Annotated in this window: 21 protein-coding genes and 1 tRNA gene; 9 read left to right on the forward strand and 13 right to left on the reverse strand. The window is 66.7% G+C overall.

What is annotated here, in order from left to right:
- Positions 1-109: 109 nt before the first annotated feature.
- Complete coding sequence (flhC, locus tag HAV18_RS31280; protein ID WP_011350591.1) at positions 110-664, reverse strand: flagellar transcriptional regulator FlhC; 555 nt, start codon at positions 662-664, stop codon at positions 110-112.
- A 95-nt stretch (positions 665-759) separates the two neighbouring features.
- Positions 760-1080, reverse strand: coding sequence for a flagellar transcriptional regulator FlhD (flhD, locus tag HAV18_RS31285; protein ID WP_027788649.1), 321 nt, complete (start codon positions 1078-1080; stop codon positions 760-762).
- 663 nt (positions 1081-1743) lie between these two features.
- Between flhD and HAV18_RS31290 the strand changes: the two genes are divergently transcribed.
- Complete coding sequence (locus HAV18_RS31290) at positions 1744-2808, forward strand: glycosyltransferase family 4 protein (RefSeq protein ID WP_166963793.1); 1065 nt, start codon at positions 1744-1746, stop codon at positions 2806-2808.
- A gap of 105 nt (positions 2809-2913) precedes the next feature.
- Here the strand turns inward: HAV18_RS31290 and HAV18_RS31295 are convergent, their stop codons facing one another.
- Positions 2914-3210, reverse strand: a complete 297-nt coding sequence (locus tag HAV18_RS31295; protein ID WP_166963795.1) for an H-NS histone family protein — start codon at positions 3208-3210, stop codon at positions 2914-2916.
- Positions 3211-3515: 305 nt separating this feature from the next.
- On the opposite strand from HAV18_RS31295, the gene aqpZ reads away from it, so the two are divergent.
- Positions 3516-4256, forward strand: coding sequence for an aquaporin Z (gene aqpZ / locus HAV18_RS31300; protein ID WP_166963797.1), 741 nt, complete (start codon positions 3516-3518; stop codon positions 4254-4256).
- Between the two features lie 118 nt (positions 4257-4374).
- Here the strand turns inward: aqpZ and HAV18_RS31305 are convergent, their stop codons facing one another.
- Together HAV18_RS31305 and HAV18_RS31310 are read right to left on the reverse strand one after the other, a co-directional pair.
- Positions 4375-5199, reverse strand: a complete 825-nt coding sequence (locus HAV18_RS31305) for a Cof-type HAD-IIB family hydrolase (protein WP_166963799.1) — start codon at positions 5197-5199, stop codon at positions 4375-4377.
- 185 nt (positions 5200-5384) lie between these two features.
- A complete protein-coding gene (locus tag HAV18_RS31310; protein WP_166963801.1) occupies positions 5385-6266 on the reverse strand; it encodes a BadF/BadG/BcrA/BcrD ATPase family protein in 882 nt (293 codons plus the stop codon).
- A 142-nt stretch (positions 6267-6408) separates the two neighbouring features.
- Here HAV18_RS31310 and HAV18_RS31315 point away from each other — a divergent pair, with 142 nt between their 5' ends.
- Positions 6409-7011, forward strand: coding sequence for a DNA-3-methyladenine glycosylase I (locus HAV18_RS31315; RefSeq protein WP_166963803.1), 603 nt, complete (start codon positions 6409-6411; stop codon positions 7009-7011).
- Positions 7012-7201: 190 nt separating this feature from the next.
- On the opposite strand, the gene HAV18_RS31320 is transcribed toward HAV18_RS31315, so the two are convergent.
- A complete protein-coding gene (locus HAV18_RS31320; RefSeq protein WP_166963805.1) occupies positions 7202-8437 on the reverse strand; it encodes a PepSY domain-containing protein in 1236 nt (411 codons plus the stop codon).
- Positions 8438-8663: 226 nt separating this feature from the next.
- Here HAV18_RS31320 and HAV18_RS31325 point away from each other — a divergent pair, with 226 nt between their 5' ends.
- On the forward strand, positions 8664-10787 hold the full coding sequence (locus tag HAV18_RS31325; RefSeq protein ID WP_166963807.1) for a TonB-dependent siderophore receptor: 2124 nt from the start codon (positions 8664-8666) through the stop codon (positions 10785-10787).
- Between the two features lie 151 nt (positions 10788-10938).
- Here the strand turns inward: HAV18_RS31325 and rpsU are convergent, their stop codons facing one another.
- Positions 10939-11151, reverse strand: coding sequence for a 30S ribosomal protein S21 (rpsU, locus tag HAV18_RS31330; protein ID WP_006401410.1), 213 nt, complete (start codon positions 11149-11151; stop codon positions 10939-10941).
- Positions 11152-11671: 520 nt separating this feature from the next.
- On the opposite strand from rpsU, the gene HAV18_RS31335 reads away from it, so the two are divergent.
- The 5 genes from HAV18_RS31335 (at position 11672) to vioA (ending at position 18570) form a co-directional block, all read left to right on the forward strand.
- Positions 11672-12829, forward strand: coding sequence for a flagellin (locus HAV18_RS31335; protein WP_166963808.1), 1158 nt, complete (start codon positions 11672-11674; stop codon positions 12827-12829).
- 132 nt (positions 12830-12961) lie between these two features.
- The gene (gene fliD, locus HAV18_RS31340) at positions 12962-14464 is read left to right on the forward strand and encodes a flagellar filament capping protein FliD (protein WP_166963809.1); all 1503 of its coding nucleotides are present in this window, start codon (positions 12962-12964) and stop codon (positions 14462-14464) included.
- A 25-nt stretch (positions 14465-14489) separates the two neighbouring features.
- Positions 14490-14789, forward strand: coding sequence for a flagellar protein FliT (locus HAV18_RS31345; protein ID WP_166963812.1), 300 nt, complete (start codon positions 14490-14492; stop codon positions 14787-14789).
- A 254-nt stretch (positions 14790-15043) separates the two neighbouring features.
- Entirely contained in the window at positions 15044-17398 is a 2355-nt protein-coding gene (locus tag HAV18_RS31350; RefSeq protein WP_166963814.1) for a tetratricopeptide repeat protein, read from the forward strand.
- Between the two features lie 29 nt (positions 17399-17427).
- The gene (gene vioA, locus HAV18_RS31355; RefSeq protein WP_166963815.1) at positions 17428-18570 is read left to right on the forward strand and encodes a dTDP-4-amino-4,6-dideoxy-D-glucose aminotransferase VioA; all 1143 of its coding nucleotides are present in this window, start codon (positions 17428-17430) and stop codon (positions 18568-18570) included.
- Between the two features lie 10 nt (positions 18571-18580).
- Here the strand turns inward: vioA and HAV18_RS31360 are convergent, their stop codons facing one another.
- The 6 genes from HAV18_RS31360 to HAV18_RS31385 all read right to left on the reverse strand — a co-directional run bounded on the left by HAV18_RS31360 (position 18581) and on the right by HAV18_RS31385 (position 24932).
- Entirely contained in the window at positions 18581-19243 is a 663-nt protein-coding gene (locus HAV18_RS31360; RefSeq protein WP_166963817.1) for an acetyltransferase, read from the reverse strand.
- 92 nt (positions 19244-19335) lie between these two features.
- On the reverse strand, positions 19336-21276 hold the full coding sequence (locus tag HAV18_RS31365) for a tetratricopeptide repeat protein (RefSeq protein ID WP_166963818.1): 1941 nt from the start codon (positions 21274-21276) through the stop codon (positions 19336-19338).
- Between the two features lie 39 nt (positions 21277-21315).
- Positions 21316-22059: an acetyltransferase gene (locus tag HAV18_RS31370; protein ID WP_166964043.1), complete on the reverse strand. Its 744-nt coding sequence runs from the start codon at positions 22057-22059 to the stop codon at positions 21316-21318.
- Positions 22060-22491: 432 nt separating this feature from the next.
- Positions 22492-24147 (reverse strand): TIGR04222 domain-containing membrane protein, encoded by a 1656-nt coding sequence (locus HAV18_RS31375; RefSeq protein ID WP_166963819.1) that lies wholly within the window; start codon positions 24145-24147, stop codon positions 22492-22494.
- Between the two features lie 141 nt (positions 24148-24288).
- The gene (locus HAV18_RS31380) at positions 24289-24618 is read right to left on the reverse strand and encodes a helix-turn-helix domain-containing protein (RefSeq protein ID WP_166963821.1); all 330 of its coding nucleotides are present in this window, start codon (positions 24616-24618) and stop codon (positions 24289-24291) included.
- 238 nt (positions 24619-24856) lie between these two features.
- Positions 24857-24932, reverse strand: a tRNA-Arg gene (locus HAV18_RS31385).
- Between the last annotated feature and the right edge of the window lie 164 nt (positions 24933-25096).

Below are 25096 nucleotides of genomic sequence, written 5' to 3' on the forward strand. Positions count from 1 at the left end.
AAACTTTCGCGGCCGCCCGGCGGCGGCCCGACGGTGTTTACCAGCAATTCATCGACGATTCGCGCCGCCCGGCGCGGACGCCCGCGCCCCGCCCAGCCCGGCCCGGCGCTCAGGCCGCGGCGGCGGCCAGTTCGGCGCGCGCAGCGGCGGCCTTGCGAGTCTTGCCCGCACGCGACGGCGGCTGGCAGAGGCCGCAGACGAAACCTTGATGCGGATCATGCGCATGCGCGACGAAATGGCCGCCGCAGCGCGTGCACGGGGTCATCTGCAGCATCCCCGAATCGAAGAAGCGCACGAGCGTCCACGCGCGCGTGAGGCTCAGCGCGGCCTCGTCGCCGGACAGGTTCACGTGCTCCTGGTAGAGCCGGTACGCCTTCACGATCGACTGGATCGGCTCGCAACGGCCGTGGTCCTGCATGAACCGGTAGATGTTGTAGAACAGCGACGAGTGGATGTTCGGCTGCCACGTCATGAACCAGTCGGTCGAGAACGGCAGCATCCCCTTCGGCGGCGACACGCCCTTCAGTTCCTTGTACAGCTTGATCAGACGGTCCCGCGACAGGCTCGTCTCCGCTTCCAGCAACTGCAGCCGGGCGCCCAGTTCGATCAGTTCGATGGCGAGGGTGATTTCCTTCACCTCGATCACGACGCTTTTGCTTGCCATGGTGATAACCGTCCGCTTGACGTTATTCGGATGGATGGCCAATACGCTGCCCACCGGCGCGGTACGCCGGGACTCAACGCAAGGCGGATGATGGATTAGCGGACGCCTTCGACTTGCTGCCCGGCCATCAGGATGGCCGAGTGGGCGTGCGCGACGACGTCGCTGCGGCCCTTGTCGGCAAGCGACGACAGCAGCGCGTGATCATCGAAGCGGAAGCGGCACAGCATCTGGTTCGACGCGGCGAGTTTCACGGTCTGTGCGAGCGTGAGGTTCCCCAGCACATCGGCCAGTTCCTGGGAAATTCCCATGCGGAACATGCCCATCGCCTTGTCTTCCCGCAGCAGGCGTTGCGCGAGGAGGAGGTACGACAGGTTGACCTCTTTGATCTCACTGAGCATTTCGCTGGTAGCGCTCATGATTCCCCCGTTAAAGAGCTTTGCTTTGGCCATTCGTGTTATGAAAACGTTTGCTCGCTCAGGGCGCTCTTGGCGCTCAGTCGGCTCGTTTATAGTCTTACAGGGCGAATTTTGGCCAAACGGCATTTATGCCGGTATCAGCGAAGTGGCGTATGCCGCGCAGGATTTATCTGTAAACCGTGTAGGAATTTTTCCGACAAGGCGAATTGAAAGGGAGAGCGGGAAAGCGGGGAGTACAGCGCGGATCCGCTGCAATGAAGCCAATCGCCATTGCACACTGGCAAAAAGCTCGCCGGCAAGGCTGCCGACAATCGGATCGGTAAAAATTATAGTGCTTTTTCACAATGACGCAACAATAGTTGCGTCTATCACCATTCCTGTTTCCATGCCCTTTTTCTCGGGGTATTCGCGTATTTCATCGTGTAACAAGCCTTAAGTGTTTGAAAAAACACTCGAACCCCTCATGGCGATATCGATAATGGACTGCAATGGGCGGCGGCGCGAGCCGTGCCGGCCCGCCCCGCAGCTTGCCGTCCGGCGCCCCGCGCACCCCGCCCAGGGCACGGCCACGTACCGCCAACCGCGTACGTCGGCGAGTTCCGCAACCTTGCACGGGATCCGCATCGGCACCACCGTGCCCCCGGATCAAACAGGAGAACACCCATGCGAATTGCCCAGATCGCGCCGCTTTACGAAGCCGTTCCGCCGAAACTCTACGGCGGCACCGAGCGTGTCGTGTCCTACCTCACCGAGGCGCTCGTCGAACTCGGCCACGACGTGACGCTGTTCGCCAGCGGCGACTCCGTCACGTCGGCGCGTCTCGAGGCGGCGTGGCCGCGCGCGCTGCGGCTCGATCCGTCGATCCGCGATTCGATGGCACCCCATATGCGGCTCCTCGAGCAGGTCGCCCGGGTCGCGCACGAATTCGACGTGCTGCACTTCCACCTCGACTACCTGCCGTTCTCGCTGATGTCGCGCCTCGATACGCCGTACGTGACGACGTTGCACGGCCGCCTCGACCTGCCGGAACTGCAGCCGGTGTTCGACGCGTTCCCCGACGCGCCGGTCGTGTCGATCTCGAACAACCAGCGCAAGCCGCTGCCGCAGGCCGCGTGGGCCGGCACCGTGTACCACGGGCTGCCCGACACGCTGCTCACGCCGCAGCCGGGCGTGAAGCCCGAATACCTCGCGTTCCTCGGCCGGATCTGCCCGGAAAAGCGCGTCGACACCGCCATCCGGATCGCCGCGCAAAGCGGGCTGCCGCTGAAGATCGCCGCGAAGGTCGACAAGGCCGACGCCGACTATTTCAAGGAAGTGATCGAGCCGCTGCTCGGCGAGGCGCACGTCGAGTTCATCGGCGAGATCAACGAGGCGCAGAAGCCCGCGTTCCTGTCCGGCGCGAAAGCGCTGCTGTTCCCGATCGACTGGCCGGAGCCGTTCGGCCTCGTGATGATCGAGGCGATGGCCTGCGGCACGCCGGTCGTCGCATTCAACCGGGGCTCGGTGCCGGAAGTGATCGAGGACGGCGTAACGGGCTTCATCGTCGAGGACGTGCAGGGTGCGGTCGGCGCGCTGCACCGGATCGACAGCCTGTCGCGCACCGCCATCCGCGAACGTTTCGACACGCGCTTCAGCTCGAAGGCAATGGCGCAGCGTTATGTCGAAACTTACGAATCGCTTTGCACCGGAACCCGGCAACCGGCATTGCGCCGGGTCGCCGGCGCCTGACACGGAAATCCGCGAGGAAATATTCCGTAATCAAATCCGCGCCGAAATCGGCGCACCAAACAAAAGAGCCGCATCGAGATGCGGCTCTTTTGTTTGGGTTTTCGGTCATTCGATCTGGAAACGATCGCGGTTTTTACCGACGATCCAATTCGGCGGCTTGCCACGCCCGCTCCACGTCGCGCCCGACTTCGGGTCGCGGTATTTCGGCGGCAGCGGCGCCTTCTTCGGCGGGCGCCCGCGCTTCGCTCGCTCCGCGAAGCCCAGATCCTGGGCAGTCAGTCCATATTCGGCAATCTTTTGCTGGACTTCGGCGATCACCGCCGCCACTTCCTGGCGGCGCACATCATCCGCCTGGGCCTGCAGATCTGCGATCTGCGCCTTGAGTTTCGCGTATTGAGACATTTTTCGACTCCCCTTTTGATGATGCGGCCCCGGCGAATCCGGCCGGGACACCAACATCCGTTACGCCATCCGCACTGCCGCCCTGCCCTTCGAAATTAATGCTGTCATCTTTAACCGATTCGGCTATATCGAGAATGCGGACTTATTCTAATAAAAGGCATTCGTCAGCCATTCAAATTTAACAATCGTTGACCCTCCCCCACCCGATTCATTTCCTATAATCCAGACCAAATCCCGGTGACGGTTTAAATCCGTCGTGTCGTCCGGTCGTCTCCATTCCACTTGAACTTGAACGAGGTCCTTACATGAATCTTTCTCAGCGTCTCGCTGCAGAGGCATTCGGCACGTTCTGGCTGGTGCTCGGCGGGTGCGGAAGCGCCGTGCTGGCTGCCGCCTTTCCGGGCCTCGGCATCGGCTTTGCCGGCGTCGCACTTGCCTTCGGCCTGACTGTGCTGACGATGGCATTCGCAATTGGCCACATTTCGGGCTGCCACCTGAACCCCGCGGTGAGCGTCGGCCTGACGGTCGCCGGCCGCTTCCCCGCCCGCGATCTCGTGCCGTACATCGTCGCGCAGGTTGTCGGCGCGACGCTCGGCGCATTCGTGCTGTACCTGATCGCGACCGGCAAGCCTGGCTTCGACGTCGTCGGCAGCGGCTTCGCGACGAACGGTTTCGGCGAGCGCTCGCCCGGCCATTACGCACTCGGCGCGGCGTTCATTTGCGAAGTCGTGATGACGGGTTTCTTCCTGTTCGTGATCCTGGGCGCCACCGACAAGCGCGCACCGGCCGGCTTTGCGCCGATCGCGATCGGCCTTTGCCTGACGCTGATTCACCTGGTCTCGATTCCGGTCACCAACACGTCGGTGAATCCGGCCCGCTCGACCGGCCCCGCCCTGTTCGTGGGCGGCGAAGCGATCGGTCAGCTCTGGCTGTTCTGGGTGGCGCCGATCATCGGCGCGGTACTCGCCGGGATCATCTACCCGCTGGTCGCGGGGCGTGACAACGCCGTCGACCTGCTGCCGGCATCCGCTCGCACAAGCGAATAAATCACTACGGGGTCAAGCGAGCAGAGCAGCGAGCCTCACGCTGTCCAAGAAGATCGAGGCAGGCAATTTCGACGGGCGCCACTGGCGCCCGTTTTTCATTTCCGTCCGGGCTGGACGCTCAGGATGCGGCGGCGCTGCCTTCGAGCGAGAACAGCGTGCGCAGGTGGCGGGCGACGCCCGCGTCGAAGTTGTTGCCGATCCGCGGGATGTGCGGCAACCGCGCGACCAGATCGGGGTTCGCGTTGTTCATCATGAACGCGTGGCCGGCGGTTTCGAGCAGGTCGATATCGTTCATGTTGTCGCCGAACGCGATGCAGTGGCCGGTGTCGACGCCGAGCCGCGCGAGCACCGAGCGCAGCGCGCGGCCCTTCGACACGTTCGCGGTCATCACTTCGAGGCAGTCGGGCAACGAGTACGTGACGTACAGTGCATCGCCGAAACGTACGCGCATCTGCTCGGCGACGACCGCCAGATCGGCCGGATCGCCGATGTACAGCACCTTCGCGATATCCGTGCCGTCGTGCGCGGCCATGTCGATCACGTCGTAACGGAAGCCCGAATCCTGGTGGAATTCGAGCAGGTGCGGCGCATCGCGGTCGATCAGCCAGCCCTGGTCGGTGAACAGGTTGACGATCACGCGGCCGTGCGCGCCGACGATGTCCGGCTGCACGAGGCCGCGGACGATTGCCGGATCGATGTCCTGCGCGTGGATCGTCGTGTCGTCCGGTGCATGCACGCGTGCGCCGTTCGACGTGATCAGATACGGCCGGATGCCGAGCACGTCGCGAATGCCGGCGACGTCCGCGTAATGGCGCCCGGTGGCGATCACGAACTGCAGGCCGTCGCGGTCGAGCCGGCGGACGGTGTCGATCGTGTACGGGTCGAGCTGGTGGTCGCTGTTCAGCAAGGTACCGTCGAGATCGGTGGCGATGACTTTGTACATGGGGCGGAAGAAGGGCGCTCAGGGCTCTGTGGAACGGCCATTTTAACGTCGTGCCCGATTGCCCGCCGGACGGTTCCCGGTCGATCGCCGCCGTCGGCCCGGTTTCGCTGCGCCTTCGACCACCCTCAAGCGCCTTCAAGCACCCTCAAACACCCTCAAGCGCCTTCAGCTGCCTTCAGTTGCCTTCAGTTGCCTTCCGCCGCGCGCAGCGCCTGCAGCGCGAGCCGCAGCGCGCCGTGCGCCGAATCGTCGAGCGGCGCGCGCAGCCGGGCGGCATGGCACGCCGGCACGGCCGGAGCAAGGGCGTCCGCCAATCCGCCGCACAGCGCGACCGGCAGCGCCTGCTGCGGATCGAGCGCGTCGATCATCTTGCCGATCTCGTCGCCCGCCTGCGCAATCAGCGCGCCCGCGACCGGATGCGAACGGTGCGCGAACACGATCGGCGCAAGTCGCGCATAGATCGTCTGGTTCGCATCGCACGACCACTGGACGAGCGCGTCGCGATCCTGTGCGCCCGTCTCCGCGAGCAACGCGTTGGCGAACGCATCGCGCGGTACGCGACCGTCGAGCGCCTGCTGTGCATACGCGAGCGCGCGCACGCCGAGCCATGCACCGCTCGCCTCGTCGCCGGACGGAAAGCCGAAGCCGCCCGCGATCCGGCAGGCGCCGGCCGCATCGAGCGCCGCCGCGATGCTGCCGGTGCCGAGCGCGACGATGAGCCCCGGCGCGCCGCCGTGCGCGCCGACGACGGTCGTATAGGCGTCGCTCTCGACCGCGAGCGCGCCGAGCGGGGCCTGCGCGCGGAACGCGGCGAGCCACGCCGCATTGTTGACGCCAGCGAGCCCGCAGCCGAGCGCGCACTGCGGCCAGTCGAATGCAAGACCTGCCTGGTTGAACGCGTCCGCGCAGGCCGCGCCGATCGATGCCCACGCGCGCTCGATGCCGAGCCCGAGCCCCGACGGGCCGCCGCGCCCCTGCGCGAGCTCGCGCCCGTGCCGGTCGGCCAGCACCGCGCGTGTGCCCGTGCCGCCACCGTCGATGCCGATCGCAAAAAGTAATGCCGCCATGCCTTCATCCCGCTGATTCGAACAGGCGCCAAGCTTAACCGGATCGGCGCCGCACGCCCATCTGCCGTTCGGCCTGCTGTTCCGTGGAAAGGGCTTCCGCTATGCTGACGCGATCGAATCGACGCTGAAAACGAGGCAGACGATGTCGCAGCGGTGCAACTGGGTGAAGACTGAAGCGGATGCTCACTATCACGATACCGAGTGGGGCGTGCCGTCGCACGACGATCGCCACCTGTTCGAAATGCTGATCCTGGAAGGGGCGCAGGCCGGGCTGTCGTGGTCGACGATCCTGAACAAGCGCGCGGGCTATCGCGACGCCTTTGCGGATTTCGACGTCGATGCCGTCGCGCGCTTCACGCCGAAGCGCATCGAGAAGTTGCTGGAGAATCCCGGCATCGTGCGCAATCGCGCCAAGGTCGAATCGGCGGTCACCAATGCGCGCGCCGTTCAGCGCATCCGCGACGAGCACGGGTCGCTCGCCGCGTTCCTGTGGTCGTTCGTCGGCGGCACGCCGGTCCAGAACGCTTGGGAATCGTATCGCGACGCGCCCGCGTCGACCGAACAGTCCGACGCGCTCAGCAAGGCGCTGAAGGCGTACGGCTGCAAGTTCGTCGGCTCGACGATCTGCTATGCGCTGATGCAGGCCACCGGCATGGTCAACGATCACGAGGTCGGCTGCCCGTGCCACGCGCAATGCGCGGCGCTCGGCGGCAAACAGCCGGCACGCCGGCGCAAGGCGGGCTGACGGCGCGGGCATCCGCCGCCCGCCCATCGTTCGCCGCGGCCCTGCGCCGGTTACGCTGACCGCCGCTCGGTGCTCGGTGCTCGGTGCTCGGTGCCCGTTGCCCGTTGCCCGCTCGCCGCTCACCGCTCACCGCTCGCCGCTCGCCGCTCGCCGCTCGCCGCTCACGAAACGATACGCGACGCGCAACCGCTCACCTGGCGGCGCGCGACGACACCGGCGCAACCGCCCGCGCGCTGCGTGAGGCCCGCATGCGCGCGCTGCGCTTCTTCACCCAGATGCAGATGCCCGTCACGCTCAGCATCGCGATGACGATACCGAGCACGCTCACCGCAGCGCGGCCCGCGACGCCGGCAATCCGCCCCGAGTGCAGCGGAAACTGCGCCTGCATGAACAGGTCGCCGGCCGAGCCGCGGCCCGGCACCTGGGCGGCGACGGGCTTGCCGGTCACGGCGTCCCAGTAGAGCCATGCGTTGCCGAGCCCGACGTCGCCGTGATCGTTGCCGGGCGTGAAGAACCCGACCGCATAGGCATTCATTGCAGGCGCGAACAGCAGCGCGCCGGGCGGCGCGGCGATCCCCGCGTCGCGCCCGGCCGTTCGCGCGATCTCGACGATCCGCTCGCGCGGCAGCATCTTGCTGCCCGGCGGCGCAGGCGGGAAGTGTTCGGGATTCGTGTACGGCGTCTCGGCGAGCGGCGACACCAGCGCTACCAGCGGCCGCACGACGGGCACGGCGAGATTCATCGAGATCGACGTGATCGCGACGACCAGCAGCAGCCCCCACACCCACACGCCGCCCGAGCGGTGCAGGTCGAACACCAGCGGATAGCCGCCGCGCCGCACGCGGAACGCGAACGACTTGCGCCAGCTTTTCAGGTTCGGAAATGCGAGCACGAGCGCGATCAGGCTGTCGATCGCCCACACGATGCCGACGACGCCCATCACCCAGAACCCGAAGTTGATCCCACCGTACTCGGGCAGGAACAGCGAGTAGTGCAGCCGGTAGATGAACGGCATCAGGTCGAGCCGCGCGAGCGACAGCGCGCCCCATTCGCGGCGGCCCTGCACCGCGCCGGTTGCGGGATCGACGGCAATCTGGCTGAAGTCGAGCGCGTACGGCTGGCCGGTTGCCGGATCGGTGCGCGGCATCACGCCCGCCTGCAGCGTGTGCCCCGGTTCGATCGCGAGCGGCAGATAGGTCACCTGCACGCGCGGGTCGGCAGCCTCGATGCGCGCCGCGAGCGCGAGCGGATCAAGCGGCGCCGCATCGCTGCGTGCGGTGTAGAAGCCCGGGTTCAGTGCCGCGTCGAGCTCGTGATCCCATGCAATCAGCGCGCCGGTGAGGCCCGCGACGAACAGGAACAGCGCGATCGCGAGGCCGAACCAGCGATGCAGGCGGACGAGAAACGGTCGCAGGAACGCATTCATCGCGCACCCGGCAAAGGGAAAGCGAGCCGGCAAGAGCGGCCCCGGTTCAACGGGATGCAGGTCATTTGAGGTCGGGCGCCGCGTACGAGCAAGCCGGCCGCCGCTGGCGAGGCCGGATGCCCTTTCACACGGCATGGAATTGTTGCGGGTTCGACGGGTTTTGATACGATGCGCGACATTTTATCGCAATGCGAATGATTCTTACTTGCATTTTTACTTACCCGCCATGACCGCCAGCCTCGCCCACCCTCCCTTCCGTCCACGTCGCGTGGCCGCCGCCCTCGCCTGCGTTGCCGCGTCGCTCGCGCACGCGGACGATTCTCCTGGCGGCGCCACGGAGCTGCCGGCCGTCAACGTCACGGCCGCACACGATTCGCCTCAGCACCTGACCGACACGATCTCCACCGGCGCGCTCGGCACGCGCCGCCAGCTCGACACGCCGTTCTCGACGACGATCGTCACGTCGGAAGAACTGGAGGCGCGCCAGCCATACAAGCTCGGCGACGTGTTCGCGAACGACGCATCGGTGTCCGACAACAGCGGCGCGTACAGCGCGTGGGCCAGCTACATGACCGTGCGCGGCATGCAGCTCGACTGGCAGAACGGCTACAAGATCGACGGGCTGCCGTTCGTCACGTACGGGATCACGATGCCGTACGAACAGCTCGATCGCGTCGAATTGCTGAAGGGGCTCGGCGGTTTCCTGTACGGCTTCGTGACACCCGGCGGTGTCGTCAACTACGTGACGAAGCAGCCTGGCACCGAGCCCGTGCGCAGCGCCGACGTCGGCTACCGGAGCACCAATGTGTGGACCGAGCACGTCGATCTCGGCCAGCGCTTCGGCCCGAACGGCATGTTCGGCGCGCGGCTGAACGCGACGCACGAGGAAGGCAAGACCTACAACGACGGCAACATCCGCCGCGACAGCGTATCGCTCGCACTGCAGGCGAACCTGACGCGCGACCTGTCGGTGAATTTCGGCGCGCTGTACCAGGATCGCCGCACGACGGGCCAGACGCCATCGATCTTCACCGGCAGCTATCCAGGCGGCGCGCTGCCCGCGACGATCAGTGGCGGCACGACGAACCTCGGCGGCAAGGACCAGTACCTGAACACGAACCTGCAGCTATATACGGCCGGGCTGCAATACCAGCTCGCGCCCGACTGGCAGCTCGACGTCGCCTACAGCTACAGCAAGGCGACGCGCCGCCGCAACGAAAGCACGCTGTACCTGCAGGATCAGGCAGGCAACTACACCGACAGCCGCTACGTCGGCATGGAGGATCACCGCTTCAGCCAGTGGCGCGCGATGGTCGAGGGCAAGGTGCGCACGGGAGCGCTCAGCCACCAGATCGTGATCGGCGCGTCGTGGCAGAAGCAGGCGAACGACTATTCGGCGAACAGCGTGTTCGTGCCGCTCGGCACCGGCAACCTCTATGCGCCGAACCCGTACCGCTACGACAGCCCGCACGGCTTCATCCAGTACCGCACGAGCGAGATCGCGCAGAAATCGCTGTTCGCGAGCGACACCGTGCAGCTCACCGAGCGCTGGTCGGTGCTCGCCGGCGTGCGCTACATGAACTACGAGCAGCGCTCGTTCCAGGCCAGCGGCGCCGAGGATCCCGGCTATCGCCAGAACGGCGTAGTGACGCCGACGTTCGCGGTGATGTTCAAGCTCGCGCCGGCGACCACCGCGTACGCGAGCTACGCCGAATCGCTCGAGCCCGGCAGCCGCGTGAACGACGTCTACGCGAACGCCGGCCAGGTGCTCAAGCCGCTGCGCAGCAAGCAGTACGAACTGGGGATCAAGAGCGAGCACGCGCGCTGGAGCGCGACGGCCGCGCTGTTCCGCATCGAGCGCAGCGCCGAATATGCGAACGCGGCGAACGTCTACGTACAGGATGGCGAATCGATCATTCAGGGGATCGAGTTCGGTGCGCGCGCGAAATTCGGCGCGCGCTGGAACGCGGGCGTCGACGCAATGCTGCTCGACGCGTGGTATGCGAACGGGATCGGCAACAACGGCAACCGTGTCGCGGGCGCGCCACGTTTCGTGCTCGCCGGCGACATCGGCTATGCGGTGCCCGGCGTGCCGGGGCTGACGCTCGGCGTCGATGCGAAATTCACCGGCGCGACGCCGCTGCGCGCGGCCGGCGGCCTCGACGCCCCGGGCTTTCTCGTCGTCAATGCGGGGGCGCGTTACCTGACGCGGATCGGCCGCCACGACGTGACGCTGCGCGCATCGATCGACAACGTACTGAACCGCCGTTACTGGGAATACCAGTACGCGGACTACGTGAAGCCAGGCGACCCGCGCACGATGAGCCTGAGCGCGAAGATCGACTTCTGAACGCCGCGCCGGCGGCTGCAAGCCGCCCGCCGTCGGCCGGCGTGGCCGCACCGCAACGGCCTCGGGATTTTCCCGGACCACAAAAGCAAAACGGCGGAGCGGCTTCTTTCGAAGCACGCTCCGCCGTTTCGCGGCGAACCGTAAGACGCTCTTAGTGGAGCTTCTTCGGCAGCATCTGGCTGCGCAGGCGCTTGTGCAGGCGCTTGACGGCTGCTGCCTTCTTGCGCTTGCGGACTGCGGTCGGCTTTTCGTAGGACTGGCGTTCGCGCAGCTCAGCGATCAGGCCATTTTTTTCGATAGCACGGCGAAAGCGGCGAATCGCCACTTCGAACGGCTCGTTTTCTTTCAGAAGAATCGTCGTCATGTCGTTCCTAAATTGCTTAAACGGTCAAAAACGTAGCGGCCAAGCGCCACGCACCGGCCATCCGAGCGTCCCCACAAACAGGCGAAACGAGCGGAAATACGGCCTCGGAGGCCGGAAAAGAGAGGCGGAAAGCACCGCGGGTACGCTTCACAAGCCGCGTGCAGCGCCGCGTTTGACTGCCAGCAGACATGCCGAAAACGGCAGAGGCGTGACAGAAATCTCAATTCAGCCCGCCATCATAGCAGGGAATCACAGACAAAACCACCCTTTTGTCGGTCGCGTGTGCACAGGCGAACGACTGCGTGGCGAGGCCGCTCTCTGGCCCCACCCATTCGACATCACGCCGAGCCCGTCCGAAATGACAAAGAAGGATAAAAAATCGGGCCGAATCTCAACGCACCCCTCAAGTTTTGTTTTGGTGCGCCGAAATCCTGCTCTGAGGCGGCCAGCAATGAACGAGTGCTTCCGCCGACGCCAAAAACGGCTTTCCAGGGCTTTCGGCTTAAACAGGAGATTTTCCATGCTCGGAATTAACAGCAACATCAACTCGCTGGTTGCACAGCAGAACCTCAACGGCTCGCAAAACGCCCTGTCGCAGGCAATCACCCGCCTGTCGTCGGGCAAGCGCATCAACAGCGCGGCAGACGATGCAGCAGGCCTCGCGATCTCGACCCGGATGCAGACCCAGATCAACGGTCTGAACCAGGGCGTGTCGAACGCGAACGACGGCGTGTCGATGATTCAAACGGCATCGAGCGCACTGTCGTCGCTGACGAACAGCCTGCAACGTATCCGCCAGCTGGCCGTCCAGGCGTCGACGGGCACGATGTCCGCACCCGACCAGGCAGCACTGCAACAGGAAGTTGCGCAACAGATCCAGGAAGTGAACCGTATCGCGTCGCAAACGACGTACAACGGCACGAACATCCTGAACGGCAACGCTGGCATCATGTCGTTCCAGGTTGGCGCTAACGTCGGCCAGACGATCACGCTGGACCTGAGCCAAAGCATGTCGGCTGCGCAGATCGGCGGCGGCCTCGTTCAGGCTGGCGCATCGGTCGGTTCGGTCACGGGCCTGAGCCTCGACTCCACCGGCAAGTACACGTCGTCGGGCGCGGCAATCACGGCAGTCAACGTGTCGTCGGACGGCAAGGGCGGCTTCACGTTCACCGACCAGAACGGCACGGCGATCACGGGTGCAACGGCAGCGGCGATCTTCTCGACGTCGACCGCCACCGCAACCAACGGCGCGACCGTTACGCAGATCTCGATCAGCTCGGGCGCAACCAGCTCCAGCATGTCGGCAGCATCGCTCACCGCGATCACGAACGCCGTCGCGCAGATCGACGCCGTCAACAAGCCGGCGACCGTGTCGAATCTCGACATCAGCTCGGTCAGCGGTGCAAACGTCGCGATGGTGTCGATCGAGAACGCGCTGCAAACGGTGAACAACCTGCAGGCACAGCTGGGCGCGGCGCAAAACCGCTTCACGGCAATTGCAACGTCGCAGCAGGCTGAATCGACCGACCTGTCGTCGGCACAGTCGCAGATCACCGACGCGAACTTCGCGCAGGAAACGGCGAACATGTCGAAGAACCAGGTGCTGCAGCAAGCTGGCATCTCGGTGCTCGCACAGGCAAACTCGCTGCCGCAGCAGGTCCTGAAGCTCCTGCAGTAATCGAGTAGCAACCCACGGCCGGGCCCCGCTTGACGCGCGGCCCGGCCGCAGTTACTTGGCGCGCGGGGCCTTGCCCCGCCGCCAGGTCTTCAGCCAGAATTTCACGCATCATCCGCCGCACGGAGCATTACGATGTCGACGATCAATTCCGCCGTCACCGCCGCCAACAGCTCGGCCAACAGCCAGCTGCAGCAGGCTGCCCAATCGATCATCAGCGGGTCGACCGGCAACTCGTCGATGGACGTCAACTCGCTCGTGACGGCACTCGTCAATGCAAAGACCGCCGGTCAGGCCGCCGCACTCACCGCGCAGCAGACCAGCGACAACACCCAGATTTCCGCGTACGGCGCCCTTTCGGCGGCGCTGAGTGCGCTCCAGGCCGGCGTCACGACGCTGTCGAACGGCTCGCTGCAGAACACCTTCAGCGCGACCATGAGCGGTACCGGCATTACCGCGACCGCTGGCGCGGGCGCCGTCCCCGGCAGCTATTCGATCAACACCACGCAGATCGCGACGTCGCAGTCGCTGTCGTCGGCCGCGTTCGGTGCGTCGACGGCGCTCGGCACCGGCACGATGACGCTGTCGCTCGGCAGCCAGTCGTTCTCGGTCAACGTGGGTGGCACGAACAACACGCTGTCGGGCATCGCCGCCGCGATCAACACCGCGACCGGCAACCCGGGCATCGTCGCATCGGTCGTCAACGGCAGCGACGGCGCCCACCTCGTGCTCAGCTCGACGCCGACCGGCGCGGCGAACACGATCAGCGTCGCGGTCAGCAACGTGACCGGCGACAACGGCCTGTCCAGCCTCGGCGTCACGTCGACGGCCAGCACGACGGGCGGCCAGTCGAGCTTCACGTCCGCGAACAGCAGCGCCGCCTGGAAGCAGAGCACGGCCGCGCAGGATGCCACGTTCACGATCAACGGCATCGCCGCGACGAGCGCAAGCAACACCGTGACGAGCGCGATCACCGGCGTCACGGTGAACCTGACCTCGGCCGCCGCCGGATCGACGCAGACGCTGACGATCGCCACCAACACGCAATCGCAGGCGTCCACGATCAACAACTTCGTGACGCTCTACAACACGCTCGTCACGACGATGAACACGCTGTCGAGCTTCTCGTCCGGCGCGTCGTCGCAAGGCCCGCTGCTCGGCGACTCGACGCTGAACACGATCCGCAACGCGCTCGCGTCGGTCGTCGCGAGCGGCGTCAGCAGCAACGGCTCGACGGTCAACCTCGCGTCGATCGGCGTCACGCTGCAGGCCGACGGCACGCTGCAGGTCGACAACTCGGCGCTCAACACCGCGCTGCAGAGCAACCCGACGGGTGTCGCATCACTGTTCAACTCGACGAACGGGATCGGCCAGCAGCTGACGACCGACATCACGAACTACACGCAGACGGGCGGGATGATCGCCACTCGCACGACGGCGCTCAACAACGACCTGACCAGTGTCTCCACGCAGCAGACGAACCTGTCGAACTACACGGCACAGCTGACGAGCCAGTACCAGGCGCAGTTCACCGCGCTCAATACGCTGATGGCGACGATGAACAGCAACTCGCAGTACCTGACGCAGCTGTTCGGCGGCACGAACAGTGCCGGCGCGCTGTCGAGCAACAAGAGCTGACCGCCCGCCGGACCGGAGAGCCACGATGGAACAGACCGAACTGATCGCCCAACTCGACGCACTCACCGACGCGATCGAACATGCAGCCGCGATGGCCGACTGGATCGAGGCGACGCGCCTCGTCGACGTGCGCGATCCGCTCGTCGCGTCGCTCGCGGCCGATCAACCGCCGGCCGGCATCGCCGCGATCCGCCGGATGCAGGCCAGCAACGAACGCATCTTTGCCGACGCGCAACGCGCGCAGCAGGAGCTGACCGACGAATACCGGGCGGCGATGAGCCGCGTGCAGGCCGTCGGCCAGTACCAGAGCGTCGCGAGCCGCTGACGCGCGCCTGGCGCCGCGCCACCGCCGGCGCACCAACCTGACAACAAGAACTACACGCTGATGTGAGGGCGTGCTCGTTCGCCTCCGCCCGCCTCGTGCGGGCGTTTTTTTTGGGGCGCCACCCACCGCGCCGCCCCTGCTTCGGCCGACCGTTCAATCGGCCAAACTAACCCGGCTTTTCCCGTCATCTCGCGGCATCGGCGCGGCGGCACGCTACCCATAATGGTATCGACCGACCTTCCGCAGATTTCATCATGCTCTCGTTCGAACTGCCCGCCTCCGCCCCGCTTACGCCCGAACAGCAGCTTGCGCAGGACATCGCGCTCGTCCTGGACAACGCGCTCGAGCGCCAGCGCGCCGGCGCTTTCGACGACGCGCGGGCGCTGTACGAAGCGATCCTCGACGCGGTGCCCACGCACGGGGATGCGCACTACAACCTCGCGGTCCTGCTGGTCGATACGGGCCGGCCGGCCGACGCGGTCCCGCATTTCGAAGCCGCGCTCGGCGCGGAACCGACCAACGGCCATTTCTGGGTCAGCTACATCCATGCGCTGTATCGCAGCGACCAGTCGGCCGCCGCGTGGATCGCGGTCGAGATCGCGCAGCAGCGAGGCGTGCGCGGCCCCGCGCTCGACGGGCTGATTTCGCAACTGGCCATGCCCGACACGGTACTCGGGACCGCAGCGGTGGCCGCCGCTGCCCCGGGGGGGACCGCTGCGACGATCATCGCGGAAACCGTCGCCGACGCAGCCGCGAGCGACGACACTGGCAAGCCCGTCCGTCGTGCCAGCCACAGCCTGCTGCAGCGGCACGCGGCCCTGTACGCCAAAGGCAAGTATGCGGAAGCCACGGCGCATGCGCAGCGACTCGTCGCCGAGTACCCGGACGACGGCGCCTGCTGGCGCGCGCTGTCCGCCTCGCTGCACAAGGGCGGCCGCTTCGCGGAGCTGATCGATGCCGGGCTGCGCACGGTCGCGCTGCGGCCGAATGAAGTGCTCGTGCGCATCCTGCTCGCCGATACGCTGCGGGTGATGAATCGTCTCGCGGAAGCCGACGAGCAATGCACGCGCCTGCTCGAGCTTCAGCCCGATCACCCGGAGGCGATGCGGATCCGCGGTCTCGTGCTGTTGGCGCTGCGCCGCACGGATGAAGCGATCGCGGCCTGCCGACGCGCGGTCGAGCTCGCGCCCGGCGTCGCCGCGCCATGCGGCACGCTCGGGTTCGTGCTCCTCGAACTGGGTGCGACTCAGGAAGCGCTCGGGTGGCTGCGACGCTCGATCGAAATCGACCCGAACGACAGCGTGACCCACAGCAGCATGCTGTTCTGCATCGCCCACAGCAGCGACTTCGATCCGCAGACGCTCGTCGCCGAACACCGCAAGTTCGGCCAGCGCTACGACAGCCGCAAGCGCAAGCGCACGGCGGCCGTATTCGCGAACCCGCGCAACCCGGCACGCAAGCTGCGCGTCGGTTTCGTGTCGGGCGACCTGTTCGGCCACGCAGTCGCATCCTATGCATTGCCGGTGATCGAGCAGCTCGCGACCGACCCCGGCATCGCGATGCACTTCTATCACAATCACGTCGACGAGGACGCGACTTCGGAACGCTTCAAGGCCCACGGGGCCAGCTGGCGCAACGTGGCCGGCATGAGCGACGATGCGTTCCTCGAGCGCGTGCGCAACGACGGGATCGACATCGCGATCGACCTGTCGGGCCACACCGGCCGCAACCGTCTCGTCGCGTTCGCGCAGCGCGCGGCGCCGGTGCAGGCGTCGTGGATCGGCTACCCGGCCACGACCGGCATCACCACGATCGACTACTACCTGACGGACCGCTTCGTCGCACCGCCCGGCGCATTCGAAGACCAGTTCGTCGAGAAAATGGTGCGGCTGCCCGCGATCGCACCGTTCATGCCGCCGCCGAACTGCCCGCCCGTCAACGTGCTGCCGGCACTGCACAACGGCTATACGACCTACGGCAGCTTCAACCGCCTGAACAAGCTGAGCCGGCACGTGATCGAGGTCTGGGCGCGCGTGCTGCACGCGGACCCGACCGCGCGCATGGCGCTCGGCGCGATCGGCAGCGACGGCGATCAGCAAACGCTGACCGAATGGTTCGCCGCCTCCGGCATCGATACCGGCCGCCTGTCGTTCCACCGGCGCTCGAACATCCCGGTCTACATGCAGCAGCATCACGGCGTCGACCTGTGTCTCGACGCGTTCCCGTACACCGGTTCGACGACGACGCTGAATGCGCTGTGGATGGGCGTGCCGACCGTGACGATCCCCGGCGCGACGCTGGCCGGGCGCGGCAGCGCGGGCTGGCTGCAGCACGTCGGGCTCGACGCGTACATCGCGACGGACGAGGACGATTTCGTCGCGAAGGCCGTGGCACTCAGCCGCGACACCGCGGCACTGCAGGCACTGCGCACGGACCTTCGCGCGCGCTGCGGGGAATCCGCCGCGTTCCGGCCGGCTGTCGTCGCGGCCGGGCTGTCGTCGGCGCTGCGCACGATGTGGACCCGCTGGTGCGCAAACGAGCCCGTCACCGCATTCGACACGCCGCTGTTCGACGACACGGCGACCGTACAGGCCGCGGCCAAGGCCTGAACCTCACGTCAAGATCGAGAGAGACCATCATGACCGCCAGCCTGCCCGCGTCGTCCGTCGCGCAACTGCCGCACGAACGCATCTACGTCACGCAGCCGCACCTGCCGCCGCTCGACGAATTCCTGCCGTACCTCGAGAAGATCTGGGAAAGCCGCACGCTGACCAACGGCGGCCCGTTCCACCAGCAATTCGAGCGCGCGCTGTGCGAGTATCTCGGCGTGCCGTACCTGTCGCTGTTCGCGAACGGCACCCTCGCGCTCGTCACCGCGCTGCAGGCGCTGCGCATCAACGGCGAGGTGATCACGACGCCGTATTCGTTCGTCGCCACCGCGCATTCGCTGCTGTGGAACGGCATCAAGCCGGTGTTCGTCGACGTCACGCCCGGCACGCTCAACCTGGACCCCGCGCGCATCGAGGCGGCGATCACGCCGCAGACCACCGCGATCATGCCCGTCCACTGCTACGGCAATCCGTGCGACGTCGAAGCCATCCAGAAGATTGCCGACAACTACAACCTGCGCGTGATCTATGACGCCGCGCATGCGTTCGGCGTGCAGAACGCCTCCGGCAGCGTGCTCACCCACGGCGACCTGTCGGTGCTGAGCTTCCACGCGACGAAGGTGTTCAACACCTTCGAAGGCGGCGCGATCATCTGCCCCGACGCGAAGACCAAGCAGCGGATCGACCACCTGAAGAACTTCGGTTTCGTCGACGAAGTCACGGTCGTCGCGCCCGGCATCAACGGCAAGATGAGCGAGATCAACGCCGCCTTCGGGATGCTCCAGCTGCAGCACATCGACGGCGCACTCGCGCGCCGCCGCGAAATCGATACGCTGTACCGCACGCTGCTCGCCGACGTGCGCGGCATCCGCTGCGTGCCGCACGGCGACCAGACCGTCGCGAACCACGCGTATTTCGCGATCCTCGTCGACGAAGACTATCCGCTCGACCGCGATGCGCTGTACCACAAGCTGCGCGACTACGACGTGTACGCGCGCCGCTACTTCCATCCGCTGATTTCGGAATTCCCGATGTATCGCGGGCTGCCGTCCGCCAACCGCGACAACTTGCCCGTCGCCACCGAGGCTTCGCGCAAGGTGCTGTGCCTGCCGATCTACCCGTCGCTCACCGACGACATGGTCCGCCGTATCGTCGAGCTGATCGCGCGCTGACGCGCGGCGCCTACAGGTAACGCTCGCCAGCCGTGCGCGCGCGGACCCGGCGGGCCGGATTGCCGTACGCGACCGTGTACGGCTCGACGTCGTGCAATACGACCGAGCCCGCCCCGACGACGCCGTGCTCGCCCACCGCGATCCGGTGCCGCAGCATGGAGCCGAGGCCGATCGCCGCGCCGTGGCCGATCCGGCAGTTGCCGCCCGTGACGACGCCTGGGGCGAGGCTCGAGAAATCCTCCATCGCGCCGTCGTGATCGAGCGACGCATTCGTGTTGACGATGCACCCGCTGCCGATCGTGCAGCACGGATTGATCACCGCGCCGGCCATCACGACCGTGCCCGCGCCGATCGTCGACGCCTTGCCGATGCGTGCTGCCGGATGCACCGCCGACACACACGGCAGGCCCGGCACGAGCGCCGCGAGCGCGGCCGTCACGTTCTCGCGCGCGTGGTTGTCGCCGATGGCGACCAGCAGCCCGGCAATTCCGTGCGCATCGACCAGATCCGGCAAATCGCGTTCGGCGCCCAGCACCGCGTAGCCGAGCGTCTCCTCGCCGCGGGGCCGGAACGAATCGATCAGCCCGGCGATCCGGTACTGGCCGGCCTGTTCGACGATGTCGATCACGACCTTGGCGTGACCGGACGAGCCGACGATGACGATGTTTTCCACCAGGGCCTCGATTGATCTGAAAGCAGGGGCGGCCTTGCCGCGTTCCCCGCAGTATGCCGTGTCGCCGCACCCGCGCGGCGCGCGCCGTCACGTCAGACAGTACGCGCCGGTTCGTCCGCCGTCACGCGACCCGCCGCGAAATGCGCGGCAAACGCCTCGCGCAAGCGCTCGGCCATCTGGATCCAGGTGTGGTCGCGCCCTCGGCGAAACAACCGTACCGTGCCCGGATACCACGGCGAATCGTCGCGGTCGTGCATCCAGCGCCAGTCCACGTCCTGATTCGGCAGCAGCACCCAGCAAGGCTTGCCGAGCGAGGCAGCCAGGTGCGCGGTGGAGGTGTCGACACACACCACGAGATCGAGTTGCGCGACGATCGCGGCCGTATCCGCGAAATCGTCGATCTCCGAACCCAGGTGCAGCAACGGCAGGCCGCCCGGCGGCTGGCGCGCCTCGTCCTCGCCCTGCCCTTTCTGCAAGCTCACAAACTGCACGCCTGGCACGCTCCACAGCGGCGTCAGCAACGCGAGCGACGGCAGCGAGCGGTGCGCATCGTTGTGATGCTTCGGGTTGCCCTTCCACACGAGGCCGACGCGTGGGCCGGCCGGTAGCGCGTCGAGGCGCGCACGCCAGCGCGCGACGCGGGCCGGATCGGGCACGAGCCGCACCGGCGGAGGAATCGTGTCAAGCGTCGTGCCCGCGTGCATCGGCGCGCTCAGCAGGCTCGTCCAGTAATCGAACTGCGCCGCCTGCGCCGACGTCGTCTCGTGATCGAGCACCGCGTCGACGCCGTCGACTGTCTCCATCAGCCGATGCAGCGCGGGCTGGCACGCGAACACCACGCGCGCCGCGTGCCGCGCACGAAACGCCGCGAAATAGCGGCTGAACTGCAGCATGTCGCCGAGGCCGTCTTCCTGCCAGACGAGTAGCGTCTTGCCGGTGAGCGGCTCGCCTTGCCATTGCGCACACGGCAGCACCTCGCGGGTCCGGCGGTGCACGAATGCCGATTGCTCGTAGCGCGACTCGTAGCGCCGCCAGCCTTCGTCGAACCGGCCCAGGCCCAGCAGCAGCGTGGCCAGGCCGAAACGCGCATCGCCATAGTCCGCGCGCAATTCGAGCGCTCGGCGGTACGCGCGTTCGGCGTCGTCGTAGCGGCCGGCATGCGCGAACGTGGTGCCGAGGTTGTAGTGCACTTCGGCCATGTCCGGCGCGAGCGTCAACGCATCGGCGAAAACCGTCATCGCTTCGTCGTGGCGGCCTTGCGCGCGCAGGACGCAGCCGAGATTGTTGTGCGGCTGCGGCAAACCCGGGCGGCAACGGATCGCGTCGCGATAGGCGGCTTCCGCTTCCGGCAGTCGATCGAGATTCTGCAACGCGACGCCGAGGTTGTAGTGCGCCTCCGGGTGATCCGGGCACAGCGCGAGCGCCTGGCGGCTGGCCGTTTCCGCTTCCGGCAGCCGTTGCATGTCGACGAGGATCGCGCCGAGATTGGCGTGCGCGAGCACGTAGTCGGCGCGCACGGCAATCGCGAGCCGGTACGCGAGTTCCGCTTCGGCCTGCCGGCCGAGGACACGCAGCAGGTTGCCGAGATCGGTCAGCACGTCGGCCGACTGCGGCTCGAGCAGCAGCGCTTGCCCGAGCGCCTGTTCGGCTTCGTCGAGCCGGCCGAGCGCTTCGAGCACCTTGCCGAACCGGTGATGGTGCGATGCCCGCAACGGCGTGACGGACGTGAGCTGCCGGCGCAGGAGCGCCTCGGCGTCGGGCAGGCGACCTTGCGATACAAGCAGCGCGCCGAGGCCGTCGTACGGCGCCTCGAACGTCGGCATCGCATCGATCGCGCGCCGCCACCATGCTTCCGCGTCGGCCGGCCGGTTCAGGCCGAGCGCGCAGACGGCCGCGATGTGCAGCGCAACGATGGCCGGTGCCGGCCGGTCGAGCAGCGGCGCGACGAGCGACAGTGCATCGGCGAACCGCCCGTTCTGGCACAGGGTCGCGGCGTGTTGAACCGGTACGGATTCGTCGAAAGCAGGTGTCATGTCATACGGCGCTGGACGGCGCGCAGCGCCAACGGACGGTCAGACGGACGTCGCTGCGGCGGCCGGCTGGCCGGACTGACTGACCGCACGGTCCTTGGCTTCCTGGAGCGCCGCGAGCGTGTCGAGCGCACGCCCTTCGTCGGCGGTGAGATCGACCATGAATGCGTCGTTGTGCTGCTTGATCCAGTCGAGCGGCATGTCCCACCACGCGAGCTGCAGCAGCCGTTCGCGCACTTTCTCCGTGAAACGGAAGCGCACCAGGCGGGCCGGCGAACCGGCATAGATGCCGTACGCCTCGGTGCGGAAATTGGGCGGGACGACGGCCCGCGCGCCGATCACGCATCCACTCTCGATCTGGCTGCCGCCGAGAAACAGCGCTTCGTCGCCGATCCAGACATCGTTGTGGATCACGGTGTCCTCGTATTGCGGCATCGGCGCATTGGTGAGGCCGTTACCGTAGATGGCGAACAGGCTCATGGAAATGGTCCGGGTCTCGTGCTGGCCATTCAACAGGAATCGCAGACGCATTCCGCCAGCCACGTGCTTGCCGATCACGAGTTTCTGAACGTCCCGATCGTACTTTGCGATCGAGCCTACACCGATCGACGAGCACCGGCCGATCTGAAACGTACCCATCGGCGCCTCTTCATCGACCCAGTTGCGGAAAAAATTGTTCGGAATCGCCGAAAAGGCGCCATCCCGGTAGCCGAGCACGATGAAATGCTTCGCCCACGGATGGTCAGGCAGCACGCCAATACAATCGTCGGAGGTCGTAACGTTCATTCGCAGTCGCAAGTGTGCCGGTGCGGCGGCTCGATGCCGGGCCGCTCGATACGGCGGTGGAAAACGTCGCGGCATTTCGGCCACGAGCATGGACGATGCAGTATAGAAAGCCAGCGACGGCAGCCGATCACGGAGAAGAACGGCGTTCTGGCTTCTGTTCCGGCGATGGGGCCCTGGTGCGGTGCCGCGTTCGCTGCCTGGATGCGCCGCGCGGCGCTTTGGCATTGCCGTCAGGGCCGCTGGCGGGTGCGCGAATCATTCGGCGCTCGAGCGTTGGCGTCCGATTTTCCTTCGTGATGCCCGGGCGTCGGCAGAATCGTCGCGTCGACCCGGCCGGCCCGTTCCGCACGGAAGCCGGCCGCCGTGGCGATGTGTTGCCGCAGCCTTCACCAACGACGCGCGCCCCTCATTCCCGGGCGCCGCGCCCCGCGCTCAGTTACTCGACGAACACCCGCCGCAACTGCTCGAACTGCACGAGCTGGAACTGCACGAACTCGACGAACTGCAACTCGACGACGAGCAACTGCTGTCCGATGCGTCGAACGAATTGCCACTGCCCGCTTTCACAGCGGCGAGCGACGACATCCGCGACGCGGCCTGCACGGTTTGCGAATACATCGACCATGCGGTGCCGGCCAGCGCACCCGCGCCGAACAGCGCGGCAGTCCACAACAGTGGGTCCGGATCGTCGCGTTCGCGATCCTGCGCCTGCTGCGTTGCGTGCGTATCGGGTTGCAGCAGTTGCGGCGGTCGCGAATTTCGCGCGGCCCGCGGATCGTGCGAGATCCGGCGCGCGAGCAGCGCGGCCCGCCCGGCAGCCGTCGCCCCGCCCCGCCCGAAGCCGGTCAGCCGCCGCGCGACGAGCCGGTACGCGACCGCGAACACCGCCATGCACACGGCGAGCAGCAGCACGGGCCGCCCGCGGCTCAGGCCGACCGCGAGTTTCGCGGCACCCGTGCCCAGCACGAGCAGCACGATCGCGCGCGCAGCCAGGCGCGACGCACGCATCTCGCCGGGCGCCCACAGCCAGCCTTGCGCGCGCATCCCGTCGACGACCTCCTGCGCATACCCCGCGAGCCGCTCGCGAAACACGTCGTAGCGCACGGTGCCGGACGGCTGCTCCTTGAGCCACGCGCAGTGGTCGTCATGGCGACCCGCGCGGTCTACGTCGGCGATCTGCACGTAGCCACCCTGCCCGGGAACGGTCCACAGGTCGACCGCGCCCGCCTGCGCGAGCGACATCGTCACGACTTGGGCGACCCGTGCTTCGCCGCCGGTGAGATAGGCGACTTCGTCGGTGCTCAGGTCGGCCGACGCCTTGCGCGTGCGCCCACCCCAGCGGCGGCGGCGGAATTCGATCGCCTGAAGCACCATGATCAGCAACAACGCGACCACGCATACCGGCACATAGAACGCGAGAAACTGCGGCCCCGCGTAGTTCAGCACGTTGAAGTCCTGCGCCGATGCACAGGTCGCGGCGACGCTCGCGGCGGCAGCCGGCCATGCGAGTTTCGGCAGCCGGTCGCGCCAACGCCTGCCTGCCGATGGAGCGGCCGGCGCATCCGCGCGTCCCGCCGCGTTCACGGCCGACGGTTCCGGCCGCGGCGATCCGGATGCGCCGCGCAAGCCGGGCGGTCGCGGCCAGATCGACTCGGGCGGCTCGCAGCCGAACAGCCGGCGATAGCTGTCCAGCGTGTCGCGGTAACGCTGTGCGTACACGGCGGCCTCGTCCGGCACGCCCGTGCCGGGCATGTGATGCAGCCGCGCGCGCAGCACGCCGGCGCAGAAGACGTCCCAGTATTCGAGCGTGTATTGCAGGTGGAAATGCCACGCGGCATCGACCGCGACCGGCGGCGTGACCGGGTGTCCGGCCGCCTGCGCGAGAAACGCGAAGCGCTTGTATTCGTCGATCACCGCCAGCGCGTGCGCATGCGACCAGCCTTCGGCTTCGGCAAGGCGCCGGCTGTACGGCAGCGGCGCGTTCGGGTCGTCAGGGGAATACGTATGCAAACGCGCGAGCAGCGCCTGCTGCGCCTCGGTGAGCGCGCGGGCATCGACTGCGGTCGAGGTAGACGGGATGGCAGCCATCGGGAGTCGGCGCGATGCGCGGACGGCCGCCGCGATCGACGCTTGGAGTTGTCGTTGCGGGGGATTCTCGCACAACGGCGACGCGGCGTGACGGCGGCCGGCCGGCTGCATCCCGGGCCGCTCGCCGTGCTGCATCGCGGGTCAGAAATCGAGCTGCGCAAGCGTGATGTCGAGCGCGGCCGCGACTTTCTTGCGCATCGACTTGCGCAGCTTCTCGCGCTTTTCCTGTTTCGCATAGTCGGATCGGCTGATGCCGATCCGCCGCGCGACCTCGGCCCGCGTCAGGCCGAGATACTCGCGCCACGCGCGCGCTGGCGAGCTTCCGTCGAACACGGCGCGCGTCACGAGCGCGTGCGGAATCGGGTCGCGTGTGCCGGACTGCTGCGCGACATAGTCGGCGTACGGAATCACGGCGAAGGCCGGCGTGCCGTCCGGGCCGTTGATGAACTGAACAGGGAGGGATTTGCTCATGCGGTGATCGCCGCTCCCGCTTCGGTGCGGCTGTTCCTCGTTTCGGTCGACAGGTTCAATCGGCGTTTCAAGCGGGCTTCGAGCGCGTCGAACCGCACAGGCGCATGGTTTCGCCGGGTCGGATGTGCACGCGATCGGAAACCGCCACGCTGATAGCCGGCCGGAATATTACTGCAAGCGGGGAAAGGGTGATGCGAGTGGTGCGGCGGAATCGCCGAAAGCCTGAACAGGCATGTTTTGGCGCGCCCGGCTGGGATCGAACCAGCAACCCCTGCCTTCGGAGGGCAGTACTCTATCCATTGAGCTACGGGCGCGTGTGACAGTGAAGCGACCCCAATATACAGGCCGCCCACAATTGGCAAGACGGCAAGGATACCCGGTTTCCCATGACGCGTCCACCTTGCCCACAGAATCGCCGCCGCACCGCGCTGCGTGCGGGTAAACACGCGCCATCGCGCCGCTCGCCGTGATGTAAACG

This window comes from Burkholderia sp. D-99 (assembly GCF_011605345.1).
GTDB lineage: Bacteria > Pseudomonadota > Gammaproteobacteria > Burkholderiales > Burkholderiaceae > Burkholderia.

What these genes read in the sequence shown, in the direction of transcription:
- flhC (WP_011350591.1), bottom strand. Translation starts at nt 664, where the DNA reads ATGGCAAGCAAAAGCGTCGTGATCGAGGTGAAGGAAATCACCCTCGCC.
- flhD (WP_027788649.1), bottom strand. Translation starts at nt 1,080, where the DNA reads ATGAGCGCTACCAGCGAAATGCTCAGTGAGATCAAAGAGGTCAACCTG.
- HAV18_RS31290 (WP_166963793.1), top strand. Translation starts at nt 1,744, where the DNA reads ATGCGAATTGCCCAGATCGCGCCGCTTTACGAAGCCGTTCCGCCGAAA.
- HAV18_RS31295 (WP_166963795.1), bottom strand. Translation starts at nt 3,210, where the DNA reads ATGTCTCAATACGCGAAACTCAAGGCGCAGATCGCAGATCTGCAGGCC.
- aqpZ (WP_166963797.1), top strand. Translation starts at nt 3,516, where the DNA reads ATGAATCTTTCTCAGCGTCTCGCTGCAGAGGCATTCGGCACGTTCTGG.
- HAV18_RS31305 (WP_166963799.1), bottom strand. Translation starts at nt 5,199, where the DNA reads ATGTACAAAGTCATCGCCACCGATCTCGACGGTACCTTGCTGAACAGC.
- HAV18_RS31310 (WP_166963801.1), bottom strand. Translation starts at nt 6,266, where the DNA reads ATGGCGGCATTACTTTTTGCGATCGGCATCGACGGTGGCGGCACGGGC.
- HAV18_RS31315 (WP_166963803.1), top strand. Translation starts at nt 6,409, where the DNA reads ATGTCGCAGCGGTGCAACTGGGTGAAGACTGAAGCGGATGCTCACTAT.
- HAV18_RS31320 (WP_166963805.1), bottom strand. Translation starts at nt 8,437, where the DNA reads ATGAATGCGTTCCTGCGACCGTTTCTCGTCCGCCTGCATCGCTGGTTC.
- HAV18_RS31325 (WP_166963807.1), top strand. Translation starts at nt 8,664, where the DNA reads ATGACCGCCAGCCTCGCCCACCCTCCCTTCCGTCCACGTCGCGTGGCC.
- rpsU (WP_006401410.1), bottom strand. Translation starts at nt 11,151, where the DNA reads ATGACGACGATTCTTCTGAAAGAAAACGAGCCGTTCGAAGTGGCGATT.
- HAV18_RS31335 (WP_166963808.1), top strand. Translation starts at nt 11,672, where the DNA reads ATGCTCGGAATTAACAGCAACATCAACTCGCTGGTTGCACAGCAGAAC.
- fliD (WP_166963809.1), top strand. Translation starts at nt 12,962, where the DNA reads ATGTCGACGATCAATTCCGCCGTCACCGCCGCCAACAGCTCGGCCAAC.
- HAV18_RS31345 (WP_166963812.1), top strand. Translation starts at nt 14,490, where the DNA reads ATGGAACAGACCGAACTGATCGCCCAACTCGACGCACTCACCGACGCG.
- HAV18_RS31350 (WP_166963814.1), top strand. Translation starts at nt 15,044, where the DNA reads ATGCTCTCGTTCGAACTGCCCGCCTCCGCCCCGCTTACGCCCGAACAG.
- vioA (WP_166963815.1), top strand. Translation starts at nt 17,428, where the DNA reads ATGACCGCCAGCCTGCCCGCGTCGTCCGTCGCGCAACTGCCGCACGAA.
- HAV18_RS31365 (WP_166963818.1), bottom strand. Translation starts at nt 21,276, where the DNA reads ATGACACCTGCTTTCGACGAATCCGTACCGGTTCAACACGCCGCGACC.
- HAV18_RS31370 (WP_166964043.1), bottom strand. Translation starts at nt 22,059, where the DNA reads ATGAACGTTACGACCTCCGACGATTGTATTGGCGTGCTGCCTGACCAT.
- HAV18_RS31375 (WP_166963819.1), bottom strand. Translation starts at nt 24,147, where the DNA reads ATGGCTGCCATCCCGTCTACCTCGACCGCAGTCGATGCCCGCGCGCTC.
- HAV18_RS31380 (WP_166963821.1), bottom strand. Translation starts at nt 24,618, where the DNA reads ATGAGCAAATCCCTCCCTGTTCAGTTCATCAACGGCCCGGACGGCACG.